19 protein-coding genes are annotated in these 24,680 nt (G+C 55.4%); 8 read left to right on the top strand and 11 right to left on the bottom strand.

What is annotated here, in order from left to right:
• Window positions 1–12: 12 nt before the first annotated feature.
• The gene (locus AAC060_RS15475; RefSeq protein WP_339827911.1) at window positions 13–1,878 is read left to right on the top strand and encodes a GGDEF domain-containing phosphodiesterase; all 1,866 of its coding nucleotides are present in this window, start codon (window positions 13–15) and stop codon (window positions 1,876–1,878) included.
• On the opposite strand, the gene mfd is transcribed toward AAC060_RS15475, so the two are convergent.
• Window positions 1,875–5,345 (bottom strand): transcription-repair coupling factor, encoded by a 3,471-nt coding sequence (gene mfd, locus AAC060_RS15470; protein ID WP_339827908.1) that lies wholly within the window; start codon window positions 5,343–5,345, stop codon window positions 1,875–1,877. The genes AAC060_RS15475 and mfd overlap by 4 nt on opposite strands.
• A 33-nt stretch (window positions 5,346–5,378) precedes the next feature.
• Window positions 5,379–5,645, bottom strand: coding sequence for a succinate dehydrogenase assembly factor 2 (locus AAC060_RS15465; RefSeq protein ID WP_339827906.1), 267 nt, complete (start codon window positions 5,643–5,645; stop codon window positions 5,379–5,381).
• A 59-nt stretch (window positions 5,646–5,704) separates the two neighbouring features.
• On the opposite strand from AAC060_RS15465, the gene recG reads away from it, so the two are divergent.
• Complete coding sequence (recG, locus tag AAC060_RS15460) at window positions 5,705–7,762, top strand: ATP-dependent DNA helicase RecG (protein WP_339827904.1); 2,058 nt, start codon at window positions 5,705–5,707, stop codon at window positions 7,760–7,762.
• 3 nt (window positions 7,763–7,765) lie between these two features.
• Here the strand turns inward: recG and AAC060_RS15455 are convergent, their stop codons facing one another.
• Both AAC060_RS15455 and tyrS read right to left on the bottom strand, forming a co-directional pair.
• On the bottom strand, window positions 7,766–8,083 hold the full coding sequence (locus AAC060_RS15455) for a PilZ domain-containing protein (RefSeq protein WP_339827901.1): 318 nt from the start codon (window positions 8,081–8,083) through the stop codon (window positions 7,766–7,768).
• Window positions 8,084–8,175: 92 nt separating this feature from the next.
• Entirely contained in the window at window positions 8,176–9,405 is a 1,230-nt protein-coding gene (tyrS, locus tag AAC060_RS15450; protein ID WP_339827898.1) for a tyrosine--tRNA ligase, read from the bottom strand.
• Window positions 9,406–9,443: 38 nt separating this feature from the next.
• Here tyrS and AAC060_RS15445 point away from each other — a divergent pair, with 38 nt between their 5' ends.
• From AAC060_RS15445 to AAC060_RS15435, 3 genes are read left to right on the top strand one after another with little or no spacing between them, the layout of a single operon-like run.
• Window positions 9,444–9,989 carry a DOMON-like domain-containing protein gene (locus tag AAC060_RS15445; protein ID WP_339827896.1) on the top strand — a complete coding sequence of 182 codons (546 nt, stop codon included), beginning with the start codon at window positions 9,444–9,446 and terminating at the stop codon, window positions 9,987–9,989.
• Entirely contained in the window at window positions 9,989–11,185 is a 1,197-nt protein-coding gene (locus AAC060_RS15440) for a DUF1343 domain-containing protein (protein ID WP_339827894.1), read from the top strand. Before AAC060_RS15445 ends, AAC060_RS15440 begins: the two co-directional genes overlap by 1 nt.
• 58 nt (window positions 11,186–11,243) lie before the next feature.
• Window positions 11,244–11,546, top strand: coding sequence for a hypothetical protein (locus AAC060_RS15435; protein WP_339827891.1), 303 nt, complete (start codon window positions 11,244–11,246; stop codon window positions 11,544–11,546).
• On the opposite strand, the gene AAC060_RS15430 is transcribed toward AAC060_RS15435, so the two are convergent.
• The 7 genes from AAC060_RS15430 to AAC060_RS15400 all read right to left on the bottom strand — a co-directional run bounded on the left by AAC060_RS15430 (window position 11,543) and on the right by AAC060_RS15400 (window position 19,605).
• Window positions 11,543–12,724 carry a VWA domain-containing protein gene (locus AAC060_RS15430; protein ID WP_339827888.1) on the bottom strand — a complete coding sequence of 394 codons (1,182 nt, stop codon included), beginning with the start codon at window positions 12,722–12,724 and terminating at the stop codon, window positions 11,543–11,545. The genes AAC060_RS15435 and AAC060_RS15430 overlap by 4 nt on opposite strands.
• Window positions 12,725–12,739: 15 nt before the next feature.
• Window positions 12,740–13,585, bottom strand: a complete 846-nt coding sequence (locus AAC060_RS15425; protein WP_339690089.1) for a MoxR family ATPase — start codon at window positions 13,583–13,585, stop codon at window positions 12,740–12,742.
• A 106-nt stretch (window positions 13,586–13,691) separates the two neighbouring features.
• Window positions 13,692–14,351, bottom strand: coding sequence for a hypothetical protein (locus tag AAC060_RS15420; RefSeq protein ID WP_339827886.1), 660 nt, complete (start codon window positions 14,349–14,351; stop codon window positions 13,692–13,694).
• A gap of 143 nt (window positions 14,352–14,494) precedes the next feature.
• Entirely contained in the window at window positions 14,495–16,504 is a 2,010-nt protein-coding gene (rpoD, locus tag AAC060_RS15415) for an RNA polymerase sigma factor RpoD (protein ID WP_339827883.1), read from the bottom strand.
• Window positions 16,505–16,527: 23 nt separating this feature from the next.
• Window positions 16,528–18,396: a DNA primase gene (gene dnaG, locus AAC060_RS15410; RefSeq protein WP_339827881.1), complete on the bottom strand. Its 1,869-nt coding sequence runs from the start codon at window positions 18,394–18,396 to the stop codon at window positions 16,528–16,530.
• Window positions 18,397–18,412: 16 nt separating this feature from the next.
• Window positions 18,413–19,156, bottom strand: a complete 744-nt coding sequence (locus AAC060_RS15405; protein ID WP_339827878.1) for a hypothetical protein — start codon at window positions 19,154–19,156, stop codon at window positions 18,413–18,415.
• Entirely contained in the window at window positions 19,153–19,605 is a 453-nt protein-coding gene (locus tag AAC060_RS15400) for a GatB/YqeY domain-containing protein (RefSeq protein ID WP_339827876.1), read from the bottom strand. Before AAC060_RS15400 ends, AAC060_RS15405 begins: the two co-directional genes overlap by 4 nt.
• Window positions 19,606–19,738: 133 nt before the next feature.
• On the opposite strand from AAC060_RS15400, the gene carA reads away from it, so the two are divergent.
• From carA to carB, 3 genes are read left to right on the top strand one after another with little or no spacing between them, the layout of a single operon-like run.
• A complete protein-coding gene (gene carA, locus AAC060_RS15395) occupies window positions 19,739–20,944 on the top strand; it encodes a glutamine-hydrolyzing carbamoyl-phosphate synthase small subunit (RefSeq protein ID WP_339827874.1) in 1,206 nt (401 codons plus the stop codon).
• Window positions 20,944–21,321, top strand: coding sequence for a ribonuclease E inhibitor RraB (locus tag AAC060_RS15390; RefSeq protein ID WP_339827872.1), 378 nt, complete (start codon window positions 20,944–20,946; stop codon window positions 21,319–21,321). Before carA ends, AAC060_RS15390 begins: the two co-directional genes overlap by 1 nt.
• Entirely contained in the window at window positions 21,321–24,656 is a 3,336-nt protein-coding gene (gene carB, locus AAC060_RS15385; RefSeq protein WP_339827870.1) for a carbamoyl-phosphate synthase large subunit, read from the top strand. The genes AAC060_RS15390 and carB overlap by 1 nt, the downstream gene beginning before the upstream one ends.
• Window positions 24,657–24,680: the final 24 nt, after the last annotated feature.

Here is a 24,680-nt window from a genome sequence, read left to right as displayed (position 1 = left end):
TCCGCCGGGGCAATGATCGCCGTTATTGATGCTCGCCGCGCCGCTAATGATGCTTTGAAGGCTATTGTCGAACTTTCGACTTCTGCGACCGAAGGCGGAATCGCGATATTGGCTTTGGTCGATAGCAGTGGAAACTCTCAGATCGTTCAGCAATGTTACGATTCGGGTGCGACACATTATCTCGATTTTGCGGATCCAGGAGCGGATCTGTCGCTGTCGATCAAATATGCCTATCGTTATGTCGAGAATGTTCGGGGGGGCGCTGAACGCGCGAGGCACGAACAATCGATGCTGACCAGTGCGGATTTGCAATGGTCGATGGCGCTGGAGTCTGTCAACGAATCCTGGGTTAGCGATAGTCTGTCAAAAGCGATTCCCCACATTGATTTCAAACGATATCCTGCCACGGGAATCTACCGCGAACTATCGGGCGAAGAACGCAAGCGTGTTCGCGGTGCTATGGGGCGTCTGCGTGACGGTGCCAGACAGGCGGCGGTTCCGCACCAGCTTGATGGACGCGCAGTACTTCATCACCTGCATGAAGAGGCTGGCCGGATTTTCGGCAGAATCGAATATCTTGCCAGCAGCGAGGATGTTGACGACTGGACGGGAAGAGATCTGCTTTCGGGGTTGAGAAATACTGCAGCTGCGCGTTTCTGGATTCGGAGAAAACTGGAAGCGGGAAGTCACCCGACGCTCATTGCCATTGGCATCAAAAATTTCCGGATGATCAATGCTGCTTTCGGGCGGCATGCCGGGGATCAGCTGCTGCGTATTGTCGGTCACAGGTTGATGGATCAGACGCAGCGTCAATATGCAGGATCCCAGTTGGTCGCGCGGCTGGATGGGCAGAATTTCCTGGTCGCACTAGAAGATCTTCAGAGTAGCAAGATTTCGGATTTTGCGAATGATCTGATCGACAGCGTTTTTCTTGGCCTGCAACTAGAAGGGCGGCCGATCAACCCCGTGGCGCGTGCCGGGGTGGCGATCGGGAACAAAGACTCCAGTGAAAAGACATTGATAAGAAAAGCCGTTCTGGCGCTGGCGGAGGCGACCGCTGCAGATGCTTTGCCGATCAATTTTAGCACGGTTACTGAAGCCGATGTACATCTGGAAGAGGTACTGGAGGATCAATTGGCCGGGGCGATGGGTCGGGGAGAAATCGTCATAGCGTTCCAGCCGCAAATCAAAGTCGATACGGGACAACTCATGGGTGCTGAAGCGTTGGCACGTTGGGAACATCCCGGATATGGGCTGTTGGGTGCCTCAACCCTGTTCGCCGTTGCTGAGCGGGCAGGGGTGATGGAATCTCTTTCGGCGCAAATCCACAAGCAGGCGTTGACGCTCGCTGCCGGTTGGCCAAAAAGCCTTGGGTTTTTGCGTCTGTCGATCAATGTAACGGCCGGAGATTTGGCTGTGTCGGCATTTGAGGGCAATATGAAGAAGCTGGTCGCGAACGCCGGTTTCGAACCGCATCGGCTGACTCTCGAAATAACAGAATCAGAATTAATCGGGAATTTAACGGCATCGGCGAACATGTTGCAGAGATTGAGGACGGCTGGTGTTCGTATTGCGATTGACGATTTCGGTACCGGCTACAGCAGCCTGTCATATCTCAAGAAATTGCCAGTCGACTATTTGAAGATCGACAGCGGGCTGACGGGTGATATCAGCGGATCGGCCAAAGATCAGGTGGTGGTCCGGTCGATCATCGACATGGCGCATAGCCTTGATCTCAGCGTGATTGCCGAAGGCGTTGAAACCGAGGGGCAACTCGAGGCCCTGGCTGAACTTGGCTGCGAATATTTCCAGGGTTTCCTGCGTTCAGGACCGCTTTCGCCAGACGAATTCGAAGCCTATGCCTTACGGAGTAACTAAGCGGCAACGCGTTGCGCCAGTTTCGAGAGTCCCGTGGTCAGTTGCGTCAGACCGTGCAGACGGGACTTGGGATCGCGCCATTTGCGTTCGATGAATAGCTTATTATCAGGCCGAATTTTTGCGGTTCCCTTAAGCCGGTCGACATAATCGAGCAGGCCCTGAACGTTCGGAAAGCTGTCGTTGTGAAAGGTAACCAGCGCACCGCGCGGTCCCATCTCGATTTTTGCAATCTGCGCGTTCACGCAGTTCATTTTGATATGCATGAGCTTGAGCAGATTGTCCGTCTGGATCGGCAAGTCACCGAACCTGTCGATCATTTCCGCAGCAAAGGATTCGATCTCGGGAAGCGTCTTGAGTCCGTTCATACGGCGATAGAGTCCCATTCGGAGTGAAAGGTCGGGTACATAAGCCTCCGGTATGAGGATCGGGGCGTCGACCGTGATTTGCGGAGAGAAGCTGTCTGTTGCAGCTTGCAGGCCTGAGCCTTTGGCTTTCGCTTCCAAAATCGCGTCTTCCAGCATCGACTGATAAAGTTCGAAACCGACTTCCTTGATATGTCCCGATTGTTCGTCGCCCAGCAGATTGCCGGCACCACGAATATCGAGATCGTGGCTGGCGAGCTCAAATCCGGCACCCAGACTGTCCAGATCGCCGAGAATTTTCAGGCGTTTCTCTGCTTTCTCGGTGATGACCCGGTCCTTTGGCGTTACCATATAGGCATAGGCACGCGTTTTCGATCGTCCGACGCGGCCTCTGAGTTGATATAACTGAGCCAGACCGAAGCGGTCGGCACGATAAATGATCAGGGTATTCGCGCTGGGGATATCCAGGCCGCTTTCAACAATCGTGGTCGAAAGCAGCACGTCATAATTTCGATCATAAAAAGCGGACATCCGCTCTTCCACCGTCGCGGGGGCCATTTGACCGTGGGCAACGACATAGGTCAGTTCGGGAGCATGTTTCTTGAAAAAATCTTCGATGTCGGGAAGGTCGGCGATGCGTGGGACGACAACGAACGACTGGCCCCCGCGATAATGTTCCCGCAACAGTGCTTCACGCAGCGGGATCGGGTCCCAGGGCATGACATAGGTGCGCACGGCCAGGCGGTCTACCGGAGGTGTCTGGATGACGGATAATTCGCGCATGCCGGTCATCGCCATCTGCAGGGTCCGCGGTATCGGTGTGGCGGTCAGCGTCAAGACGTGAACATCCGCTTTCATTGCCTTGAGCCGTTCCTTGTGGGTCACACCGAAACGTTGTTCTTCATCGATTATGATCAAGCCGAGCCGTTGAAATTCGATCGACTTTGCAAGCAGGGCGTGAGTGCCGATAACGATGTCGACCTCGCCGCTGGCCAGGCCTTCTTTGGTTTTCTTGGTTTCCGCCGGAGGAACAAGTCTCGATAACCTGCCGATTTTTATCGGAAAGGGCCGAAAACGTTCTTCGAAATTGTTGAAATGCTGACGGGCGAGCAAGGTCGTTGGCGCGATAATAGCTACCTGCATGCCTGCCATGGCGGCGGCAAAGGCCGCCCGCATCGCGACTTCGGTCTTGCCGAAGCCAACGTCACCACAGACCAAGCGATCCATTGCTTTGCCGGAAGCCATATCGGCAAGCACTTCCTCGATCGCCTGCTGCTGATCATCGGTTTCCTGATAGGGGAAACGATCCACGAAACCCGCCATTTCGGTAGCTTCGACGCGGGCAGGGGTGGCCGGCTGCAATGCCCGCGCCGCCGCGGTTCGGAGCAATTCATGCGCAATCGCGCGGATGCGTTCTTTCAGTTTGGATTTGCGTCGTTGCCAACCTTCACCGCCGAGCCGGTCGAGCACAACGCTATCGCCGCCTTCACCATAGCGACTGAGGACATCGATATTTTCCACCGGAACGTAGAGCTTGTCGCCACCTGCATATTTCAAATGCACGCAGTCATGGGGGCTTTCGCCGACCGGGATCGAGACAATGCCTTCGTATAAGCCAATGCCATGTTCGAGATGGACAACAAGATCGCCCTGGCTGAGCGCGGAAAGCTCTTCGATAAACGCATCGCTGCTTTTGCGACGTTTGGATTTCCGAACCAGACGGTCTCCGAAAATATCCTGTTCGGTGAGCAACGACACGCTTTCTGTCCGGAAACCGGAGGATAATGGCAATATCGTCAAGGCCACCGCTGCCCCGGTTGTCAGGCAGGAGTTCCAGTCATCGCAAAACACCGGAGTCTCGACGCCATGATCTTTGAGCAAGTCAAAGATGCGTGCTCGCGAACCCTTGCTATAGCTCGCGACAATCGCGGTCGTTCCGGACTTGGCCAGATTGTTGAGATGGGCACCCAGAGCCTGATAGATATTTTCATTGCGCGCTCGCTCCGGTGCAAAATCACGGGGCGAGGACGCTGACATTGAAATGACCGTTGCGGATTCGGGCTCGTCAAATTCGCTGAGGACATGGACCGGCGCTTCCTGCTCGCGCGACCGCCATTCTTCGGGCGTTAGATAAAGCGACGACGGCTCTAGCGGGCGGTAGCTCGACAGATTGGCCTTGTCGGCTTCAAGCCGGTTCTTGTGATAATCGGCAATCGAAGCAAATTGCGCTTCTGCTGCAGCGGAACCGGCCGCGTCCTGCAAAATGATGCAATCGTCTCCGACATAATCGAAAATAGTTGCCAACCGCTCTTCGAGAAGCGGCAGCCAATGCTCCATCCCGGCCAAGCGCCGCCCGTCCGAAATCGATTGATAGAGCGCATCGCCGGTTGCAACAGCGCCAAAAAGGTCGCGATAGCGAGTACGGAAGCGGGTGATGCTGTCCGGATCGAGCAGAAATTCGGAAACCGGGAGTAGGTCAAGCGAGTCGATATTTCCGACAGTACGCTGATCAGCGGGATCGAACTGGCGCAAGGTTTCAATCTCGTCGCCAAACAGATCTATGCGGATCGGCATTTCCGCGCCCGGCGGGAACAGATCGATCAGACCGCCACGGGCGGCAAATTCGCCGCTGTCGGCGACTGTGTCGACCCGGACAAAACCATTGGCATAGAGGAAGGAGATCAGCTTCTCCTGCTCGACGATCGTGCCGGGCGCAAGATGGGTGATAAACTCCTTGATCCGCGACGGCGTCAAAACCCGCTGGGTTATGGCGTTGACAGTCGTGACAACCAGTTGCCCGTTCGAGCAGGGCAGCGCCAGTTTCGCCAGAGCGGCAAGGCGGTCTGAGGTCGTGTGCAGGGCAGGAGATGCGCGGTCGTAGGGAAGACAGTCCCAGGCCGGAAACTCGATGATTTCGAGACCGGGTTCAAAGAAGCGGGCCGCTTCGGCCACAGCGCTCATCGCTGCGTCATCGGTCGCGACGAACATCGTCCGCTGTCCCGAATTGGCAGCAATTTCTGACAGGAACAGCGGGCGATAGCCAGCGGGCACCCCTGCGAGTGTCATGCCTTTTTCCGAGGATGATAATCTATCTAGATAAGACATGTTCAATGGGCTTTTGAAAATGGGAGAGGGGTATTATTTTGTCGCGTCAATATAATCGAGTCGCTGCATGACATCCATTTGCGGACCGGAAAAAACTTCCGGAACGGGCAATGTTCCGATGGCCCAGGCCATGACATCCACATCGTCTTCGACGAGCAGACTTTCAAACCAGTCGATCTCGCTGTCCGACCAGTCTTGACTGTAGCGATCAAAAAAACCACCAATCAAAAAATCGGCTTCCCGGGTTCCGCGATGCCATGCGCGAAATTGCAGCCTTTTCAGCTTTGTTTCGCGATCCATAATTGCTGCTCCAACTTGGCTGGCATAATGCGCCAGCGACGGTATAAAGGCGGATAGACATGCGGCCCGAGATACTCAATCCATTATTTGGCGAAACCCAGTCGCTCAAGGGCGTCGGCAAGGCATTGGCCAAGCCGCTCGAGAAGTTGCGGCTGACGCGGATCAAGGATTTGCTCTATCATCAACCGAGCTACTGGATGCAGCGTAAACGGGTCGAAGAGCTGGATGAAATCGATGTCGGCGAGACCATCATTGTTGAGGTGACACCGGTCGACTATCGCAGCGGCGGTCCGCGCAGTCCGCTGCGGGTACACGCAACGGATCAAACTGGAAATTATATCAGCCTGACCTTTTTCGGGCGGAATCCGGGTTGGCCGAAAAAATTATTGCCGCTTGGCGAACCAAAAGTCATTTCTGGCAAGCTCGAACGTTATGGTGACGAACTGCAGATCGTCCACCCCGATCAGATAGTTGAACCGGAGCAGGCCGATAGCATTGCGTTGTTGGAGCCGATTTATCCCTTGTCGGACGGACTAGGGAATGTGCGGATGCGCCAATTGACAGCACAAGCGCTCGCGCTCGCTCCGGAATTGCCCGAATGGGTAGAGCCAAGCCAGCTTGCAGCTAAAAAATGGAAGAATTGGAAGGATAGTATCACCGCTCTTCATAGCGCTGAAGGCCAGGGAGCCAACGACCGGCTGGCCTATGACGAGGTTTTTGCCAACCAGCTTGCTTTCATGCTGGTTCGTGCCAGCAACCGCAGCAAGAGGGGCATTCCCATTCAGGGTGACGGAAGGCTTCGCAATCAGTTGAAGCTGCCGTTCGAGCTGACCAATGCCCAGAAACGCTGTATCGGTGAGATTGAAGGCGATCTTGCACAAACTGCTCCGATGCTGAGACTGCTTCAGGGTGATGTCGGTTCCGGGAAGACGCTGGTGGCCCTGATGGCGCTGCTCTCTGCCGTGGAAGCGGGATATCAAGGTGCTTTTCTGGCTCCGACGGAAATTCTGGCGCGTCAGCATTTTGAAGGTCTGCAAAAATTACTGGCTGGGCTACCGGTCAATCTCGCGATCCTGACCGGGCGTGACAAGGGCAAGATTCGTGAAGCGACGCTGATGGGGCTGATGGATGGTTCGATCGATATCCTGATCGGGACTCATGCGATCTTTCAGGAGCAGGTCCGGTACAAGAATCTCGCTGTCGCGGTCATCGACGAGCAACATAAATTCGGGGTTTCCCAGCGGCTCATGCTGACACAAAAAGCCGAACGAACACCACATCTTCTCGCCATGACCGCTACGCCGATACCGCGGACCCTGACGCTCAGCCAATATGGGGAAATGGATGTCTCGCGCATCGACGAACTGCCCCCGGGACGGCAGACGATCGATACCAGCGTTGTGTCCGGAGCGCGTATGGCGGACATAGTCGACGGTCTTGCGCGCCATATCGCCGCTGGAGGTCAAGCCTATTGGGTCTGTCCTCTGGTCGAAGAAAGCGAGAAAAGCGACCTAGCGGCAGCGGAGGAACGGGCGGCCAGCCTGCAGACGCGCTTTGGCGATCAGGTAGGTCTGGTTCACGGCCGGATGAAAGGGCCCGAAAAAGACCTTGTGATGGGAAGGTTCCAGCGCGACGAGATCAAGGTTCTGGTGGCGACTACGGTTATCGAAGTCGGCGTCGACGTTCCCAACGCCAGCCTGATGATCATCGAAGCTGCGGATCGTTTCGGCCTTGCCCAATTGCACCAACTGCGTGGCCGTGTCGGTCGGGGAAGCGTCAAATCCAATTGCCTGTTGATTCGCGGAGATACGCTGAGCGAGACGGCGCGCGCGCGGCTCACATTGATGCGCGAGACAAATGACGGCTTTCGCATCGCCGAGGAAGATCTTCGGTTGCGCGGAGCCGGGGAGTTATTGGGTACACGGCAATCGGGAGACGCCGGCTTTCGCGTTGCCACCCCTACGCAGGTCAATGAACTGATCGGGCCGGCCACAGATGACGCTCGATTGTTGCTCGACCGCGATGGCGGACTGGATAGTGAAAGAGGGCAGGCAGCACGGGTAGCGCTTTATCTGTTCGAGCGTGATTGGGGCGTCAGCCTGTTGCGGAGCGGCTAGCGCCTAGAGGTTGTTTATCTTGTCGAGCATCGCCACAAAATCCGGCTCGCGGATAACGCGTTCGAATTCAAAGCCGCAGCGACCTTGATGAGACCAGACCAGATAGGCTTCGATACGACCGGCGACGGGCAAGCGAACGGTAACTCTGTCACCCTTTAGCATATCCAGTACGCCATCCACCATCATACCATGGGCCGAAATATTGGTGATCCGGATCCGGATTTCCTGATCGGGTTGAAATTCGCAAATGGTTTCAAAATCGACCGGAAAACGCGTCGCACGACGCGGGTCGGGTGATGTCTGATACGGTACACTGGTCATGTCCTGCGAGCTCCAAAATCGTTCCTCGCAACTATAACCGGGGACTAAGAATAAAAGGTAAATATTGGTAAACGGTTGAGGAAGGCTGGCAACTAGGATTTTCGAAGCAGGCCGTGCTTCTTCTTTCCTGCCGATATTTTTACATCCTGATCGGAAACGGCGATCATATATCCCGCGTCCTTGACCGGTTCATCACCTATACGGGCACCGCCGCCTGCGACCATTCTCTTTGCTTCACCTTTGGATGCACAAAAACCTATGCCAATCAAAGCATCAATTATGGATATCTCTTTAGATTCGACAAGATAGACTGGTAAATCACCGCCAGCCCCGCCTTGTTCGAACACTTGCTGAGCCGTGGCAGCGGCCTCTTTTGCCGCTTTGTCACCATGAGCCATGCTGGTGGCTGCATCTGCCAGGACCTTTTTGGCCTCGTTGATATCCGATCCTTGCATTGATTCCAGGCGGGCAATCTCGTCCAGATCAATATCGGTGAACAGGCGCATGAACTTGCCGACATCCCGGTCGTCGGTATTGCGCCAGAATTGCCAGTAATCATATGGCGAGAGGCGTTCGGCGTTCAGCCAGATTGCGCCATCGACGGATTTGCCCATTTTCGAACCATCCGCCTTGGTGATCAGGGGGGTGGTGACGCCGAATAGCTCGGCTCCGTCCATCCGGCGGCTTAGTTCGATCCCGTTTACGATATTGCCCCATTGGTCTGAGCCGCCCATTTGCAACTTGCACCCATATTGGCGCGAGAGTTCCAGATAATCATAAGCCTGTAATATCATATAGTTGAATTCGAGGAAGGTTAGCGGCTGTTCGCGTTCCAGCCTGAGTTTGACTGAATCAAACGCCAGCATCCGATTGATGGTAAAATGGCGGCCAATATCCCGCAGAAACGGAATATATTCCAGTTGGCCAAGCCAGTCGTCATTATTGACCATCATCGCGTCGGTTGGACCATCGCCGAATGTCAGAAAATTCTCGAAACAGCCGCGAATTTTTGCAAAATTCGATGCGATTCCTTCATCGTCGAGTATCTTGCGCATCTCGTCTTTGCCGGACGGATCTCCAATTTTGGTGGTTGCGCCTCCCATCAATACGATGGGCTTGTGCCCTGCTTGCTGCAGCCGACGGAGCATCATTATCTGGACCAGATTCCCGACGTGAAGAGAATCTGCTGTGACATCAAATCCGATATAGCCGGGAATGATGCTCTTGTTGGCAAGAGTGTCCAATGCCTTGGCATCGGTTAACTGGTGGATATAGCCGCGATCATTCAGTAGACGCAGCAGATCAGATTGATAATTGGTCATGGATTGGTGCGTTACATGGGGACAACGAAAGTCGCAATATGCGTTTGAACTTGCAATGCCATCCGATGACTCCGCAATCGGCGATCGATCAAATCACGGTCGAATGGTCGATGTCCGAGACCTGTATCATCTGGCTGAGATATCATGCCGCCGGGAATGTCGGGGAAGTCAGCTTGCCAGACGGTCTGGATCAGTCCCAACGCATGGATGGTCTGTGGCAAAATACCTGCTTCGAACTATTCCTCGGCGAACCGAGAACCGAGCGCTATAGCGAGTTTAACTTTTCTCCGTCGGGCAATTGGGCTGCCTACAGCTTTGATCATTACCGAAACGGAATGGATCCACTCGCACTGGCTCAATCACCCGAAATATACATGGATTTCAGTGACACACATATGGCTCTCGAAGTAACCTTCGGATTGCCCGATATCTGGATGCGCGAAGAATTCGATGCGGGCCTGTCTGCGGTCATTGAAATGCAAGACGGAGAGAAATCACTCTGGGCTTTGGCGCATCCTGCCGCTAATCCGGATTTCCACCACCGGGATGGTTTTACGCTCAAAATGGAGGCAGCGGAACGTTGATGAAATTTGGAATAGACAGGCTGATTGAAGACGCGGACCTGCAGCGGCCGCTGGCGGGCAAGCGCGTCGCGTTGCTTGCGCATCCAGCTTCGGTGACACGGGACCTTGTCCATAGCCTCGATGCATTGTCGGCGATTGACGGGATCAACGTGACGGCGGCTTTTGGTCCGCAACATGGCCTGCGCGGTGACAAGCAGGATAATATGATTGAGTCGCCGGACTATAATGATCCGGTTCACGACATCCCGGTATTCAGTCTCTATGGTGAAGTCCGGCGGCCGACAGGTCAGTCGATGGGCACATTCGATGTCATCCTGATTGACCTTCAGGATCTCGGTTGCCGGATTTACACGTTCATCACCACCCTGCGATATATGCTGGAAGCGGCTGCGGAGCACGGCAAGACGGTATGGGTGCTGGACAGGCCCAATCCGGCGGGACGGCCTATCGAAGGCACACTCCTCGAAGAAGGATGGGAAAGCTTTGTCGGGGCAGGGCCGATGCCGATGCGGCATGGACTGACCATGGGCGAAATGGGACGCTGGATGGTTAGCCATTTTAATCTCAATGTCGATTATCAGGTTATCGAAATGCAGGGGTGGCAGCCGGGAGGCCCTGGTTTCGGCTGGCCGGTTGATCGTATCTGGATCAATCCCAGCCCCAATGCGCCGAACGTCAATATGGCGAGAGCCTACGCGGGGACGGTGATGCTTGAGGGGACCAACCTGTCCGAGGGCCGTGGCACTACCCGCCCCCTGGAACTATTTGGCGCTCCCGATATTGATGCCCGCGCGGTCATTGCCGAGATGCAGCGAAAAGCACCCCAATGGCTGAAAGGCTGCGCGCTCCGGGAAATCTGGTTCGAACCGACATTTCACAAGCATCAGTCCCAATTGTGCAACGGCGTTCAGATTCACGCCGAGGGTCCCATTTACGATCATGGGGCTTTCCGTCCCTGGCGGCTTCAGGCGCTGGCGCTGAAGGCAATCGGGAAACTCTATCCCGGTTATGAATTGTGGCGGGACTTTCCCTATGAATATGAAGAAGGCAGGCTGGCTTTCGATGTGATAAACGGAGGAACGTCGTTGCGGGATTGGATCGAGAATCCATCCGCGATTGCCAATGATCTGGAAGCAATAGCGGCACCGGACGAACGCGTGTGGGGCCAGATGCTGGGAGATTTTCTTCTCTATTAATTATGCTGCACTGCAACATAATTATTGCATTTGACCGAAAATCTGGTAATTTGCCACAATGTTACCGAGCAAAGAAATTTTCGAAGGCGTCGCACTGAAAAAATGTGTGGCCGCGACCTATAACAATACGACGTTCAAGCTGGCGCCGCATATTCTCTATACCCGCCATGACGAAATGTACGTCGATGCTGTGCCGCTGGAAAAAGACGGGCAGCCTCCGAAAGAGATCAAAATCGGAACGTTCAAACTTTCGGGTTTGAAAGATGTTCGTGTCGAAGATCTCCATTTCGAAAAGTCCGAAATCTTCGAGCCGGCCGCCGAGAAATATGACGGCACGACATTATTGGCGGTGGAAGCCTAACCCTGTTTCCGGGTTAATTCTTTCATCGCATCGCTCAGACCATCGACCGTCAGCGGGTACATCCGCTCGTTCATCAGTTCGCGAATGATTTTGACGCTCTGTGAATAGCCCCATTGCTTTTCCGGTACAGGATTGAGCCATGCTGCAGCGGGATAGGTGTTTGTCAGCCGCTGCATCCACGTCACCCCGGCTTCTTCATTGAAATGTTCGACAGAACCGCCCGGGTGAGTGATTTCATAGGGACTCATTGATGCGTCCCCGACGAAGATCAGCTTATAATCATGGCCATATTTGTGAAGGACATCCCAGGTATTGGTGCGCTCGGAGAAGCGTCGACGGTTATCCTTCCACAGGCCTTCATAAGGACAATTGTGGAAATAGAAAAATTCGAGATTCTTGAACTCGGTGGTTGCCGCGCTGAACAATTCTTCGCAAAGCTTGATGAACGGATCCATCGAGCCGCCAACATCCAGAAACAACAGTAATTTTACCGCATTGTGCCGTTCCGGCCGCATGTGGATGTCGAGCCAGCCCTGTTTGGCGGTACCGTTGATCGTCCGGTCAATGTCCAGCTCGTCAGCGGCACCCTCGCGGGCAAATTTGCGCAAGCGCCGGAGTGCAACCTTGATATTGCGCGTCCCGAGCAGCTTGTTGTTATCGAGATTCTGAAACTCGCGCTTGTCCCAAACCTTGATCGCCTTTTTCTGACCGCCTTCGCCGCCGATCCGGACGCCTTCGGGATTGTAGCCCGAATTGCCATAGGGAGAAGTGCCGCCAGTGCCGATCCACTTGCTGCCGCCCTCATGGCGCTTTTCCTGTTCTTCGAGACGCTCTTTCAGCGTCTCCATTATTTCGTCCCAGCTGCCGAGAGCCTTGATCTTTTCCATCTCTTCTTCGGACAGATATTTCTCGGCGACCGCTTTCAGCCAGTCGAGCGGAATATCTTCTTCCTGCGTCCCGTAGGTGGTTTCGATGCCTTTGAAGACTTTTGAAAAAACCTGATCGAAGCGATCGAGCAGACCTTCGTCTTTCACGAAGGTCGCGCGGGAGAGATAATAGAATTCCTCCGGACTGCGCCGGATCACGTCTTTTTCAAGCGCCTCGAGCAGCACCAGATGTTCCTTGAGCGAAGCCGAAATGCCGGCGGCTCTGAGTTCGTCCATGAAGTTAAAGAACATCTTCTGTGCCTTTGCCTAGCGCGCTTCGCGTTTCGCCATAAACGCCAGGCGTTCGAACAGCATCACGTCCTGCTCGTTCTTCAGCAGCGCTCCGTGCAATGGCGGGATCGCCTTGCTGCTATCCTTCGATTGCAGCACTTCGAGCGGCATATCCTCGTTGAGAATCAATTTCAGCCAGTCGAGCAATTCGCTAGTGCTGGGCTTCTTCTTGAGGCCGGGGACGTCACGGACATCATAGAAAATATCCATCGCCTTTTTGACCAGGATTCCCTGGATGTCGGGGAAATGGACGTTGATAATTTCCTGCATCGTCTCGCGATCCGGGAATTTGATATAGTGGAAGAAACAACGACGCAGGAACGCGTCGGGGAGTTCTTTTTCGTTGTTCGAGGTGATGATCACGATCGGCCGTTCGACCGCCTTGATCGTTTCTTTGGTCTCGTAAACATGGAATTCCATGCGGTCGAGCTCCTGCAGAAGATCGTTCGGAAATTCGATGTCCGCTTTGTCGATTTCGTCGATCAGCAGCACGGGCAGTTCGGGGGCGGTGAACGCCTCCCACAGCTTTCCCTTGCGGATATAGTTGGAAATATCGTGCACCCGTTCATCGCCGAGCTGGCCATCGCGGAGACGGGCCACCGCATCATATTCATACAGGCCCTGGTGCGCTTTGGTGGTCGATTTAACGTTCCACTCGATGAGCGGTGTACCCATCGCTTTTGCGATTTCATAGGCCAGAACCGTTTTACCAGTGCCGGGCTCACCTTTGACCAGGAGAGGGCGGCGGAGGGTCATGGCAGCGTTAACAGCAACCTTCAGATCATCGGTTGCAACATAGTCCTTGGTACCGTCAAAACGCATGATTTTCTATTCCTTGCCGTGAACGTCAGAGCAAAGGCGATAGGGAAAAGCCGGAATGTAGGCAAGTTAATCATTTAGTTAATCAAGGGCAAAGCTTGCCTGTGATTCATTGGGAAAGGCGTGTGTTTCGGCGTGCTTCCAGCAGTTGCCAAAGACCGCGGTGCTGATTGAGCAGTTGTTCGGTCCCGAAATTTAAAGCCCTCTCGACGGCCGGAGACTCCGATAATTGGTCCTTGAGAACCGAAGTTGTCGTTAGATCCGGCAATGTGGATGAACGGGCTTCGACACCGACGCGCAATGCGATTCGTTCCAGAATCTTTCTCATGGAATGCCAATCCGAAACGAGCGCAATGGCTGCTCCAATCGCGCATCCATTGCGGTCCGATTGGGAAAGCATATCCAGCGCTTTGCGTTGACCAAAGACTGCCGCGTTGCTCTGGTCGGTCGTGCTGACGCCCGAAATCGGTCCGGCAGCGACCGTCAATTTGGTCAGGAATGATCGCTCAGCGACAAAGCCATCGGTTGCCTGAACCAGCCATGTGCGAGCGGCATCATCAGCCGTTTTGGTCGCAGCGCGATCGATTACACCAGGATGGCGGCCGTGCAAAATGCATAAGAAATGGGCGATATCGGCAATATCCGCACCGGATAGAATCGAGAAATCGTCGGCGATGAGCCGGACATAGGCTGTTGTATCACTGCCATTGGCCCCAACATGCTCAGCGAAGCTGCGCTGTGTTGTAGAATGTGCATTTTGTCCTAGCATCGCGTTTCCGATATCCCCAGAATTATCACGAATATGCGATGGGCATCTTCGTTAAATTCCGAGTATACAGGCTATTCCTAAAGAGCCGGTTTATTGGCTGTTAGGGAATTGCAAACCATGATTATCGGTGCAAAATTCCCTGACTATTGATCCAGGAAACTGCGCATTTTACGGCTGCGGCTAGGATGTTTCAGCTTTCTCAATGCCTTGGCTTCAATCTGCCGGATACGTTCGCGCGTAACGCTAAACTGCTGGCCAACTTCTTCGAGCGTATGATCGGTATTCATGCCGATCCCGAAGCGCATGCGCAGCACGCGTTCTTCCCGAGGGGTCAGGCTAGCCAAGACGCGAGTCACGGTTTCCTTCAGGTTCGCCTGAATTGCCGCGTCGACCGGAATGATCGCATTTTTATCTTCGATGAAATCACCGAGATGCGAATCTTCCTCGTCGCCAATCGGCGTTTCGAGCGAAATCGGTTCCTTGGCAATTTTCATCACCTTGCGCACTTTTTCCAGCGGCATGGAGAGCCGTTCGGCCATTTCTTCCGGCGTCGGTTCGCGGCCCTGCTCATGCAGGAACTGACGGCTTGTGCGGACCAGCTTGTTGATCGTTTCGATCATATGGACCGGAATACGGATGGTCCGGGCCTGGTCGGCAATCGAGCGTGTGATCGCCTGACGAATCCACCATGTCGCATAGGTGCTGAACTTGTAGCCACGGCGATATTCGAACTTGTCGACCGCTTTCATCAGGCCGATATTGCCTTCCTGAATAAGATCAAGGAACTGCAGGCCGCGGTTGGTATATTTTTTGGCGATCGAAATCACGAGACGAAGATTTGCTTCGACCATTTCCTTCTTGGCGATACGCGCTTCACGTTCGCCTTTCTGGACCATGTTGACGATCCGGCGGAATTCGACCAGCGAGGTGCCGGTAGCATTGGCGATATCGGAGATTTCTGCCCGGATGCGGTCAACCCCTTCAGCTTCTTTTTCAACGAAGGCAGCCCATTTCTTGTCGGTCTTGGCCATGCTGGGGAGCCAGCCGTCGTCCAGTTCGTTGCCGACATAGCTTTCCAGAAATGCACGACGCGGAACCTTGTGCCGCTCGGCCAGACGGAGCATCTGCCCGCCCAATGTGGTCAGCCGGCGATTGAACGAGTAAAGCTGGTCGACGAGAAACTCGATCTTGTTGGCGTGAAATTGCACGCTTTCGACCAGCGCGGTCAATTCTTCGCGCAAATCGTGATATTTATTCTCGGAAGCTGTCGGGAAATCCTTGCCTGCTGCCAGTGAATCCAGCCGGGTCGTCTGCAATTTGGAGAATTTCTTGAACACGGAAGTGATCAACGCGAATTTTTCCAGCGCGTCCGGTTTCAGAGCCTCTTCCATCTGCGCGAGCGAGAGGGTGTTGTCTTCTTCTTCCTCTTCGACCACGCGCTTGGTGCGGCGTTCGGTCAGTTCGGCTTCTTCATCATTTTCGCCATCGGCCGATTCTTCGTCCTCGACCTCGTCGTCATCCTTGAACGAGGGGCCAGCGGTTTTTTCGCTGATTTCGCCGTCATCATCGTCGCCTTCTTCCAGGTTTTCCGGAACAGGGTCCTTGGAAAGCATGGCGTCGAGATCGAGAATTTCGCGCAACTGCATTTCGCCGTCGTTGAGCGCGGTCGACCATTCGATGATAGCGTTAAATGTCGTCGGGCTTTCGCACAGGCCCCAGATCATGGTGTCGCGGCCAGCTTCGATACGCTTGGCAATGGCAATTTCGCCTTCGCGGCTGAGCAATTCCACAGCGCCCATTTCGCGCAGATACATGCGCACTGGGTCATCGGTGCGGTCGGCCGCAGCTTTTTTCGGAACGGCGGCGGAGGATTTTTTCTCTTTGTCCTTGCCGTCAATTGATTCGACTTCATCGCCGCCCAGTTCTTCAGCGACTTCTTCGTCATTCTCGACAATACGGACGCCCATTTCGGAGATGGCGGACATGACGTCCTCGATCTGCTCGTTCTGGTCCTGGGGCAGGGCTTCGTTCAGCTCGTCAATCGTCAGATAGCCGCGCTTCTTGCCCTGGGCGATCAGTTTCTTGATGGCGCTATCGTTGAGATCAATCAACGGTTCGTCTTCGACTTTGGAATTTTTCGCTTTACTTGCCAATGGCTCAGGCCCCTAATTTAAAACTATACCGCGTCGTCGATCTGGGTCAGCTCGACCAATCGCTCGTGAAATAACTGCTTCGCTTCTCGAAGGCGCTGCTGTTCGGCTTGGCTCTCTTCCGTGAGTTCATCCATATACCGCCGCGTTGCCTCTGCCAGAGCTGCTTCCAATCCGGGGCGCGCTGTCACCACTTTTATCGCTTCTGCCAGATCCTTATGCGCCCGTTCGATCAAAAGCGAAGGGGCATCGTCTGGCATTTTGCGGTTGAAAGTGAAATTCAGCGCGTCGGCCCGTAACAGCCCTTTTGCGACATTATAACAATCTGTCTTTTCCAATATGGTAAGAAGGCCCTGCATATCAAGCGTTTCTTTGCGCATTGCGACATTGATTAGTTCGCCGAGCAACATCTGCAACTGCGAATCGGCCAGTTTGATCGCGTTCAACTCTTCGAAATGGCTGGAAATCCGGCAAGGATGACGGATCAGACCGCCCAATATGCCCTTGGCGATCTGCAGGTCATAGCCTTCGATCAAAAAGCTCCTGGTTTCCTCGAGCGGTTTGTAGGAGACAAATTTGGACGGGAACTTGCGGCCTTTATTCGGCGTGAACCGCCCTTCGGACCGATTGTCTTTCTGCGCGAAAAAGGCGGCCTGATAGCGTTCGTGAAATTCCTGACGATAATGCTGGGCGATATCCTGGTCGGCGATATCGCGGACATGATCGGAGAGGCGTTTCTTCAGTCCCGCCTTGGTTTCTGGCGTGTTGAGCGGTTCGGCGTCATATTCCACCTGCCAGATCTTATCATCGAGCGTCTGCGGTTTTGCGATCAGGGCGGCGAAAGCATGGGCGCCGTCGGAGCGGATCAGGTCATCAGGGTCCTGACCGGCGGGGAGAGAAATGAAATGCAGGCTGTGCGAAGGCCGCAATATCGGCAAAGCGCGCAAGGCCGCCCGCATTGCGGCTTTCTGCCCGGCATTGTCGCCGTCGAAGCAGAGGATCGGTGCCTCGACCATTTTCCAGATACGTTCGATCTGATGTTCCGTCAGCGCCGTGCCGAGCGGGGCGACGACATCTGCAAATCCGGCCTGAGCCAGCGCGATGGCGTCCATATAGCCTTCGACGACCAATATCCGGCCGGTCTGGCGGGACGCAGGGGATGCCTTGTCGAGATTGTAGAGCGTACGGCCCTTGTCGAACAAGGGCGTGTCGGGGCTGTTGAGATATTTCGGCTCACCATCGCCCAAAATCCGGCCACCAAATGCGATTACCCGGCCGCGCGGATCGCGGATCGGGATCATCAGGCGGCCGCGGAACCGGTCATAGGGATCCTTGCCGTCGACCTTTATCAGCAGGCCGGCCTCGATCAGCTGGTCCACGCCATGGATAGAAAGGGCATCCTTTAACCGGCCACGGGAATCGGGGGCAAAGCCGAAACCGAACTCGCGTATCGTGCTTTCCGATATGCCGCGATTTTTCAGATACTTCCTCGCCGGAGCGCCTTCAATACCGTTGAACTGGGTCACAAACCAGTCCTGTGCTGCCGCCATGACGTCATGCAGGGTGGCACGGGTTTCCTGCCGTTGGGCCGCTCTGGGGTCGGGGGCAGGGACTTCCATCTGCGCTTCTGCAGCCAGGTCCTTGACCGCGTCCATGAAGCCAAGACCGCGCTGTTCGGTCATCCAGCTGATCGCGTCACCATGGGCGCCGCAACCGAAGCAATGGTAGAAGCCCTTTTCGTCGTTGATCGTGAAGCTGGGCGATTTCTCGTTATGAAACGGGCAGCAGGCCTTATATTCGCGGCCGGCCTTCTGGATTTTTACCGTGCGACCGATCAGCGTCGACAATGTGACACGTGATCGCAGTTCTTCGAGCCATTGCGGGGTGAGGGTCACAGATCAGTCGTCATGATTAGGCGCAGCCTTTTACCTCGCCAGCCGGAGGCGTGCCGGGCACAGGGCCGGTTCCTACCGCCACTTTCCCGTCCGCGCGAAGCGCAAAGCCTTCGCCCGGTCCTTTGGGCGGAACCGTTGATTTCCAGTAGAAAGTGATCGTCTCGCCGGTCGACCATGTTTCTCCCGATAATTTTTCGAACACCAGCCGGTCGTTTTTGCATTTGACGGAAAAAGAAGCCTCGGGGCCAGCCGCTGCACTGGCTTGACCTTTTGAATAGCCAGCTTCTCCGGAAAAACCGGTCGAAGGCAAGCTCATCGTGAACATATCTGCTGCTGCTACGGTCATCACTTGTTTGTTCGGCTTGAATGGTTCGTCATTGCCTTTGTCGAGCCCCGGAGTGACCACATGCACATAGGTGTAAACTGTTCCGGCAGGCAGGTTTTTGGGGTCGCACGTCGTGATATCGGTCGGGCAAGCCACGTAGCTTTCTATATCGCCATAGGATTTTCCGTCGAGCAGGAAGGAGGCATTGACCTCTGGTCCAACCGGCCCCTCAATTTTCGCTCCCAACTGTTCATTGTCAAAATCCATCGTAGGGATGGCGCTATCGCTGACTGGTTCTGCGAGGGCAATATGATCGCTTGCGCCTTCGTCAGCGGCGTTCTCGGGGCCTGCGCCCGCATCATTCTCGGCGCAAGCGCCAAGCGATGCGCTTGCTGCAACCAGTGCTGCACAACCGACAAATCCAGAAACTCTCACGAAAGCGCCGCCTTCACCAGCGCGCTGGCTTTGCTCATGTCGATTTCGGTGCCGTGGCGTTTTTTCAGTTCGCCCATCACGCGGCCCATGTCTTTCATGCCGTCGGCGCCGAGTTCGGTCTTGATGCCGGTGATCAATGCAGCGGTTTCTTCATCGCTCAGTTGCGCGGGGAGGAACTCCTCGATCACGGCCAGTTCCAGTTTTTCCGCTGCAGCCAGCTCGGTGCGGCCGCCGGATTCGAACATGTCGATCGATTCGCGGCGTTGCTTGGCCATTTTTTGCAGAACGTCGATCAGGATCGTATCGTCGTCGCGACCATCTTCCTTGGTGCGCAGTTCGATGTCCTTGTCCTTGATCTTCGCCAATATGCTGCGGGTCGCAGCGGTGCGATCCTTGTCACCGGCCTTCATGGCGGCAATTTGCGCGGCTTTCACGGTATCGCGAATCATGGCGTTCCTCATATTTTTGGAATAAGCGACCACTATAGCGGGAAGATAATATTTTTCATAGATTGTGGCGCCAGAAATCTGGTTCTAGGTCCCATGAAATTTTGCGCCTAAGACGGACCCAAAGGAACAGCCCATGACCCATGACCATAATCCCGCCGCTCCAGAGGGTGCAACCGGGATATTGGTATTGGCCGACGGCACGATAATCTGGGGCAGGGGCTTTGGTGCCACCGGTTCTGCGGTTGGTGAAGTCTGCTTCAACACCGCGATGACCGGCTATCAGGAAGTGATGACTGACCCGAGCTATGCCGGGCAGATCGTCACTTTTACCTTTCCCCATATCGGCAATACCGGAACCAATGACGAGGATGTCGAGGCGGACAGCCCGCATGCTCTGGGTTGTATCGTCCGCGAGGATATTACCGCACCGTCCAATTTCCGCGACCAAAAGCCGTTTGACCAGTGGATGGCCGAACAGGGCCGGATCGGGATTTCCGGTGTGGATACAAGGGCTTTGACCCGGCGGATCAGGGAAGCGGGCGCGCCCAATGCGGTGATCGCTTATGATCCCGAGGGCAAGTTCGATATCGACGAATTGCTCGGCAAGGCGCGGGCCTGGGCCGGTCTTGAAGGCATGGATCTGGCCAAGGAAGTGACCGGGCACCAGACCCAGCTTTGGGACGGCAAAGGTCAGGGGGCTGGCATGTGGCGACTGGGCCATGGCTATGCACCATTGGAAGATTTGGAAGCATCTTTTGCCCGCCCGCATGTGGTGGCTATTGACTATGGCGCGAAGCGCAATATCTTCAGAAATCTTGTGAAGGCTGGCGCAAAAGTTACTGTAGTTCCTGCTAAAACCTCATATGAAGAAATCATGGCATTGAAGCCGACCGGCGTATTTCTGTCCAACGGCCCCGGCGATCCGGCGGCGACAGGTTCTTACGCGGTTCCGGTTATCCAACAGTTGCTCGAAGCGGATATGCCTTTGTTCGGTATCTGCCTCGGTCACCAGATGCTCGCCCTTGCGGCGGGTGCCAAGACGGTGAAAATGCACCAGGGCCATCGCGGCGCCAATCATCCGGTGCAGCGGATCGGCGGCGGCTGGGCCGAGACCGAAGGTCTGGTCGAGATCACCAGCATGAACCACGGCTTCGCGGTCGACGGCGACAGTCTGCCCGACAATATTCACGAAACCCACAAGAGCCTGTTCGACGGCAGCAATTGCGGCATCGAAATCATCGGCAAGCGCGCCTTTGGCGTCCAATATCACCCCGAAGCCAGCCCCGGCCCGCAGGACAGTTTCTATCTGTTCGAGAAGTTTGTTGGAGGCCTGAGCTAATGAGCGGCCCAATTGATCCTGCGCATCTGGCCGAAGAATGGGCGATTGATGACGAAATCCTGCAAAATATGGCAGCGGGCGGCGATTTGTCGCATGTTGTGCGCGAAATTAACGTGCAATTCGTCGGCGCGGTCTCCGATCTCAACAAGCTGAAGAATGACGCGGCCAAATGGGGCTTTCGCTCGGCTATGGTCACCAACGAGGATGACGAGTGGGTGATCGAACTGCAGATTGATCTGGACACCAAGCGCGAAACGATCCGCGAACTGACGCGCAAATGCCTCGAGATCGAGAGCGAATATGACATCGACCATGATGGTTGGGGCTGTTTTGCCTGCAACGAAAATGGCGAAATTTCTGATGAGAACCCTGCATAATGCCCAAAAGAACTGACATAAAATCCATCCTCATCATTGGCGCTGGCCCGATCATTATCGGCCAGGCCTGCGAGTTTGATTACTCCGGGACGCAGGCGTGCAAGGCGCTGAAGGAGGAGGGCTACCGGATCATCCTGGTCAACTCCAACCCGGCGACGATCATGACCGATCCGGAAATGGCGGATGCGACCTATATCGAGCCGATTACGCCCGAGATTGTTGCCAAGATCATCGAGAAGGAACGGCCTGACGCGATTCTGCCCACGATGGGCGGGCAGACGGCGCTGAACACGGCGCTTTCGCTCAACAAAATGGGCGTGCTGGAAAAATATGGCGTCGAGATGATCGGTGCCGACGCCGAGGCGATTGACAAGGCCGAGGACCGCGAGAAGTTCAAGGCGGCGATGGACAAGATCGGACTGGAAAGCCCGCGCAGCGCCGTGGCGCATAGCGAGGCGCAGGCGCTCGAGATTCTCGAGGATATCGGGCTGCCGGCGATAATGCGGCCAAGTTTTACGATGGGCGGAACCGGCGGCGGTGTTGCCTATAACCGCGAGGAATTTATTCACTATATCCGGACTTCGCTGGACGCTTCGCCGACCAACGAAGTGCTGATCGACGAGAGTCTGATCGGCTGGAAAGAATATGAGATGGAGGTTGTCCGCGACAAGAAGGACAATTGCATCATCATCTGCTCGATCGAGAATGTCGATCCGATGGGCGTGCATACCGGCGACAGTATTACGGTCGCTCCGGCGCTGACCCTGACCGATAAGGAATATCAGATCATGCGCAACGCCAGTATCGCGGTGCTGCGTGAAATTGGTGTGGAAACAGGCGGTTCGAACGTACAGTTCGCAGTCAATCCTAAGGATGGCAGACTGGTCGTTATCGAGATGAACCCGCGGGTGTCGCGCTCTTCCGCGCTGGCGTCCAAGGCAACCGGCTTCCCGATTGCCAGCGTCGCCGCGAAACTGGCGGTGGGCTATACGCTCGACGAGATCGTCAACGACATTACCGGCGCGACCCCGGCGTCGTTCGAACCGACCATCGACTATATCGTCACCAAGATTCCGCGCTTTGCCTTTGAAAAATTCAAGGGCGCAGAGCCGTTGCTCTCGACCGCGATGAAGTCGGTTGGTGAAGTCATGGCGATTGGCCGCAATATCCACGAATCGATGCAGAAAGCGCTGCGCGGTCTGGAAACCGGTCTCGACGGTTTCAACCGGGTGCAGGAACTGATCGGTGCGTCCCGCGAAGATATCGCCGCAGAACTGGCGCGGGCAACACCCGACCGTCTGCTGGTCGCAGCCCAGGCGATGCGCGAAGGTTTTACCGACGCGGAGATCCATGCGATTGCCGGTTTTGATCCTTGGTTCCTCGCCAGAATCCGCGAAATCATCGACGTCGAGCAGGACATACTCGACAATGGTCTGCCGAATGAGGCGGAGCCTTTGCGCAAGCTGAAATCCATGGGCTTTTCCGACCAGCGGCTGGCCAAGCTGGCCATCGACTCGGTTCATGTCGCCGGTGGAGCAGGGCGCGCGGTCGCCGGTGGTCACGGGCTGGTGCATGACGCGCTTGCCGCCATGGCGGGCGCAACAACCGAAGCCGATGTGCGGGCCCTTCGCCACAAGCTCGGCGTGCGGCCGGTGTTCAAGCGGATCGATACTTGCGCGGCGGAATTTGAAGCCAAGACGCCCTATATGTATTCGACCTATGAAGCGCCGATCTTCGGGGCGCCGGAATGCGAATCACAGCCGACCGAACGCAAGAAAATCGTCATACTCGGCGGTGGGCCGAACCGGATCGGGCAGGGGATTGAATTCGACTATTGCTGCTGCCACGCCTGTTTTGCGCTGTCGGACGCCGGCTATGAAACGATCATGGTCAACTGCAACCCGGAAACTGTGTCGACCGATTATGATACGTCCGACCGGCTCTATTTCGAGCCGCTGACCGCTGAAGATGTGCTCGAAATCCTGCACGTCGAACAGCAGTCCGGCGAATTGGTCGGCGTGGTTGTGCAATTTGGCGGGCAGACCCCTCTGAAACTGGCGCAGGCGCTGGAAGATGCAGGCATTCCGATCCTCGGCACCTCGCCGGATGCGATCGATCTCGCCGAAGACCGCGAGCGTTTTGCCAAGCTGGTTCACCAGCTGAAACTCAAGCAGCCCGAGAACGGTATGGCCCTGACCCGCGACGAAGCGGTGAAAATCGCCGAACGGATTGGTTATCCGGTGTTGCTGCGGCCCAGCTTCGTGCTTGGTGGCCGGGCGATGGAAATCGTCGACGGACCGGCCCAGCTGGAAAATTATATCAATACGGCGGTGCAGGTGTCGGGCGACAGTCCGGTGCTGGTTGACCAATATCTGCGCGATGCGACTGAAGTCGATGTCGACGCGATTTGCGACGGCGACGAAGTGGTCGTCTGCGGATTGCTGCAGCATATCGAGGAAGCCGGAGTCCATTCGGGCGACAGTGCCTGCTCGATCCCGCCTTATAGTCTGAGCGACGAGATAATCGCCGAAATGGAACGGCAGACCGAGGCTTTGGCTTTCGGTCTGAAAGTACGCGGGCTGATGAACATCCAGTTCGCGGTCAAGGACAATGAAGTCTATCTGATCGAGGTCAATCCCCGCGCCAGCCGCACGGTGCCGTTTGTCGCCAAAGCGATTGGCGTGCCTATTGCCAAAATCGCCTCGCGGGTGATGGCGGGTGAAAAATTGAAAGATCTGCCGGCGATCGACCGGCATATCAGTTATACCGCTGTCAAAGAGGCGGTCTTCCCGTTCAGCCGTTTCCCCGGCGTGGATCCGATCCTGTCGCCGGAAATGAAATCGACCGGCGAAGTCATGGGAATCGACCAGGGCTTCCCGATTGCCTTTGCCAAGGCGCAGCTCGGCGCCGGCAATATATTGCCCAATGGCGGTACGATCTTCATCTCGGTCAAGGAAACCGACAAGAAGGTGATCGAACCGGCGGCGCGCCTAGCCGACAAGCTGGGTTTCAAACTCATAGCTACCTCCGGAACCGCGGATTATCTCGCCGAACGGGGGATCAAGGTCGAGAAGGTCAACAAGGTTATCGAGGGACGACCCCATATTGTCGACCGGATCAAGGACGGTGAAGTCAATCTGATCTTCAACACGACCGAAGGCTGGCAGTCGCTGAAGGACTCCAAATCGATCCGGGCGGCGGCGCTGGTTAGCAAGATTCCAATCTTTACGACTGCCACCGCGAGCAATGCCGCAATGCAGGCGATTGAGGCCATGCGCGATCAGACTCTTGAAGTTCGCGCGCTACAGTCCTATTATAAGGCTTCGCAGACTTAATTTTCCGACATTTTGTCAAACTGC

This window comes from uncultured Parasphingorhabdus sp. (assembly GCF_963975555.1).
Taxonomy (GTDB): domain Bacteria; phylum Pseudomonadota; class Alphaproteobacteria; order Sphingomonadales; family Sphingomonadaceae; genus Parasphingorhabdus.
Note: the sequence above shows the minus strand (reverse complement) of the source record. Positions and strands in the feature narration are given on the sequence as shown.

Excerpts from the sequence above, each read along its gene's own strand:
- AAC060_RS15475 (WP_339827911.1), top strand. The coding sequence starts at position 13 with ATGATCGCCGTTATTGATGCTCGCCGCGCCGCTAATGATGCTTTGAAG.
- mfd (WP_339827908.1), bottom strand. The coding sequence starts at position 5,345 with ATGTCTTATCTAGATAGATTATCATCCTCGGAAAAAGGCATGACACTC.
- AAC060_RS15465 (WP_339827906.1), bottom strand. The coding sequence starts at position 5,645 with ATGGATCGCGAAACAAAGCTGAAAAGGCTGCAATTTCGCGCATGGCAT.
- recG (WP_339827904.1), top strand. The coding sequence starts at position 5,705 with ATGCGGCCCGAGATACTCAATCCATTATTTGGCGAAACCCAGTCGCTC.
- AAC060_RS15455 (WP_339827901.1), bottom strand. The coding sequence starts at position 8,083 with ATGACCAGTGTACCGTATCAGACATCACCCGACCCGCGTCGTGCGACG.
- tyrS (WP_339827898.1), bottom strand. The coding sequence starts at position 9,405 with ATGACCAATTATCAATCTGATCTGCTGCGTCTACTGAATGATCGCGGC.
- AAC060_RS15445 (WP_339827896.1), top strand. The coding sequence starts at position 9,444 with ATGCGTTTGAACTTGCAATGCCATCCGATGACTCCGCAATCGGCGATC.
- AAC060_RS15440 (WP_339827894.1), top strand. The coding sequence starts at position 9,989 with ATGAAATTTGGAATAGACAGGCTGATTGAAGACGCGGACCTGCAGCGG.
- AAC060_RS15435 (WP_339827891.1), top strand. The coding sequence starts at position 11,244 with ATGTTACCGAGCAAAGAAATTTTCGAAGGCGTCGCACTGAAAAAATGT.
- AAC060_RS15430 (WP_339827888.1), bottom strand. The coding sequence starts at position 12,724 with ATGTTCTTTAACTTCATGGACGAACTCAGAGCCGCCGGCATTTCGGCT.
- AAC060_RS15425 (WP_339690089.1), bottom strand. The coding sequence starts at position 13,585 with ATGCGTTTTGACGGTACCAAGGACTATGTTGCAACCGATGATCTGAAG.
- AAC060_RS15420 (WP_339827886.1), bottom strand. The coding sequence starts at position 14,351 with ATGCTAGGACAAAATGCACATTCTACAACACAGCGCAGCTTCGCTGAG.
- AAC060_RS15400 (WP_339827876.1), bottom strand. The coding sequence starts at position 19,605 with ATGATTCGCGATACCGTGAAAGCCGCGCAAATTGCCGCCATGAAGGCC.
- carA (WP_339827874.1), top strand. The coding sequence starts at position 19,739 with ATGACCCATGACCATAATCCCGCCGCTCCAGAGGGTGCAACCGGGATA.
- AAC060_RS15390 (WP_339827872.1), top strand. The coding sequence starts at position 20,944 with ATGAGCGGCCCAATTGATCCTGCGCATCTGGCCGAAGAATGGGCGATT.
- carB (WP_339827870.1), top strand. The coding sequence starts at position 21,321 with ATGCCCAAAAGAACTGACATAAAATCCATCCTCATCATTGGCGCTGGC.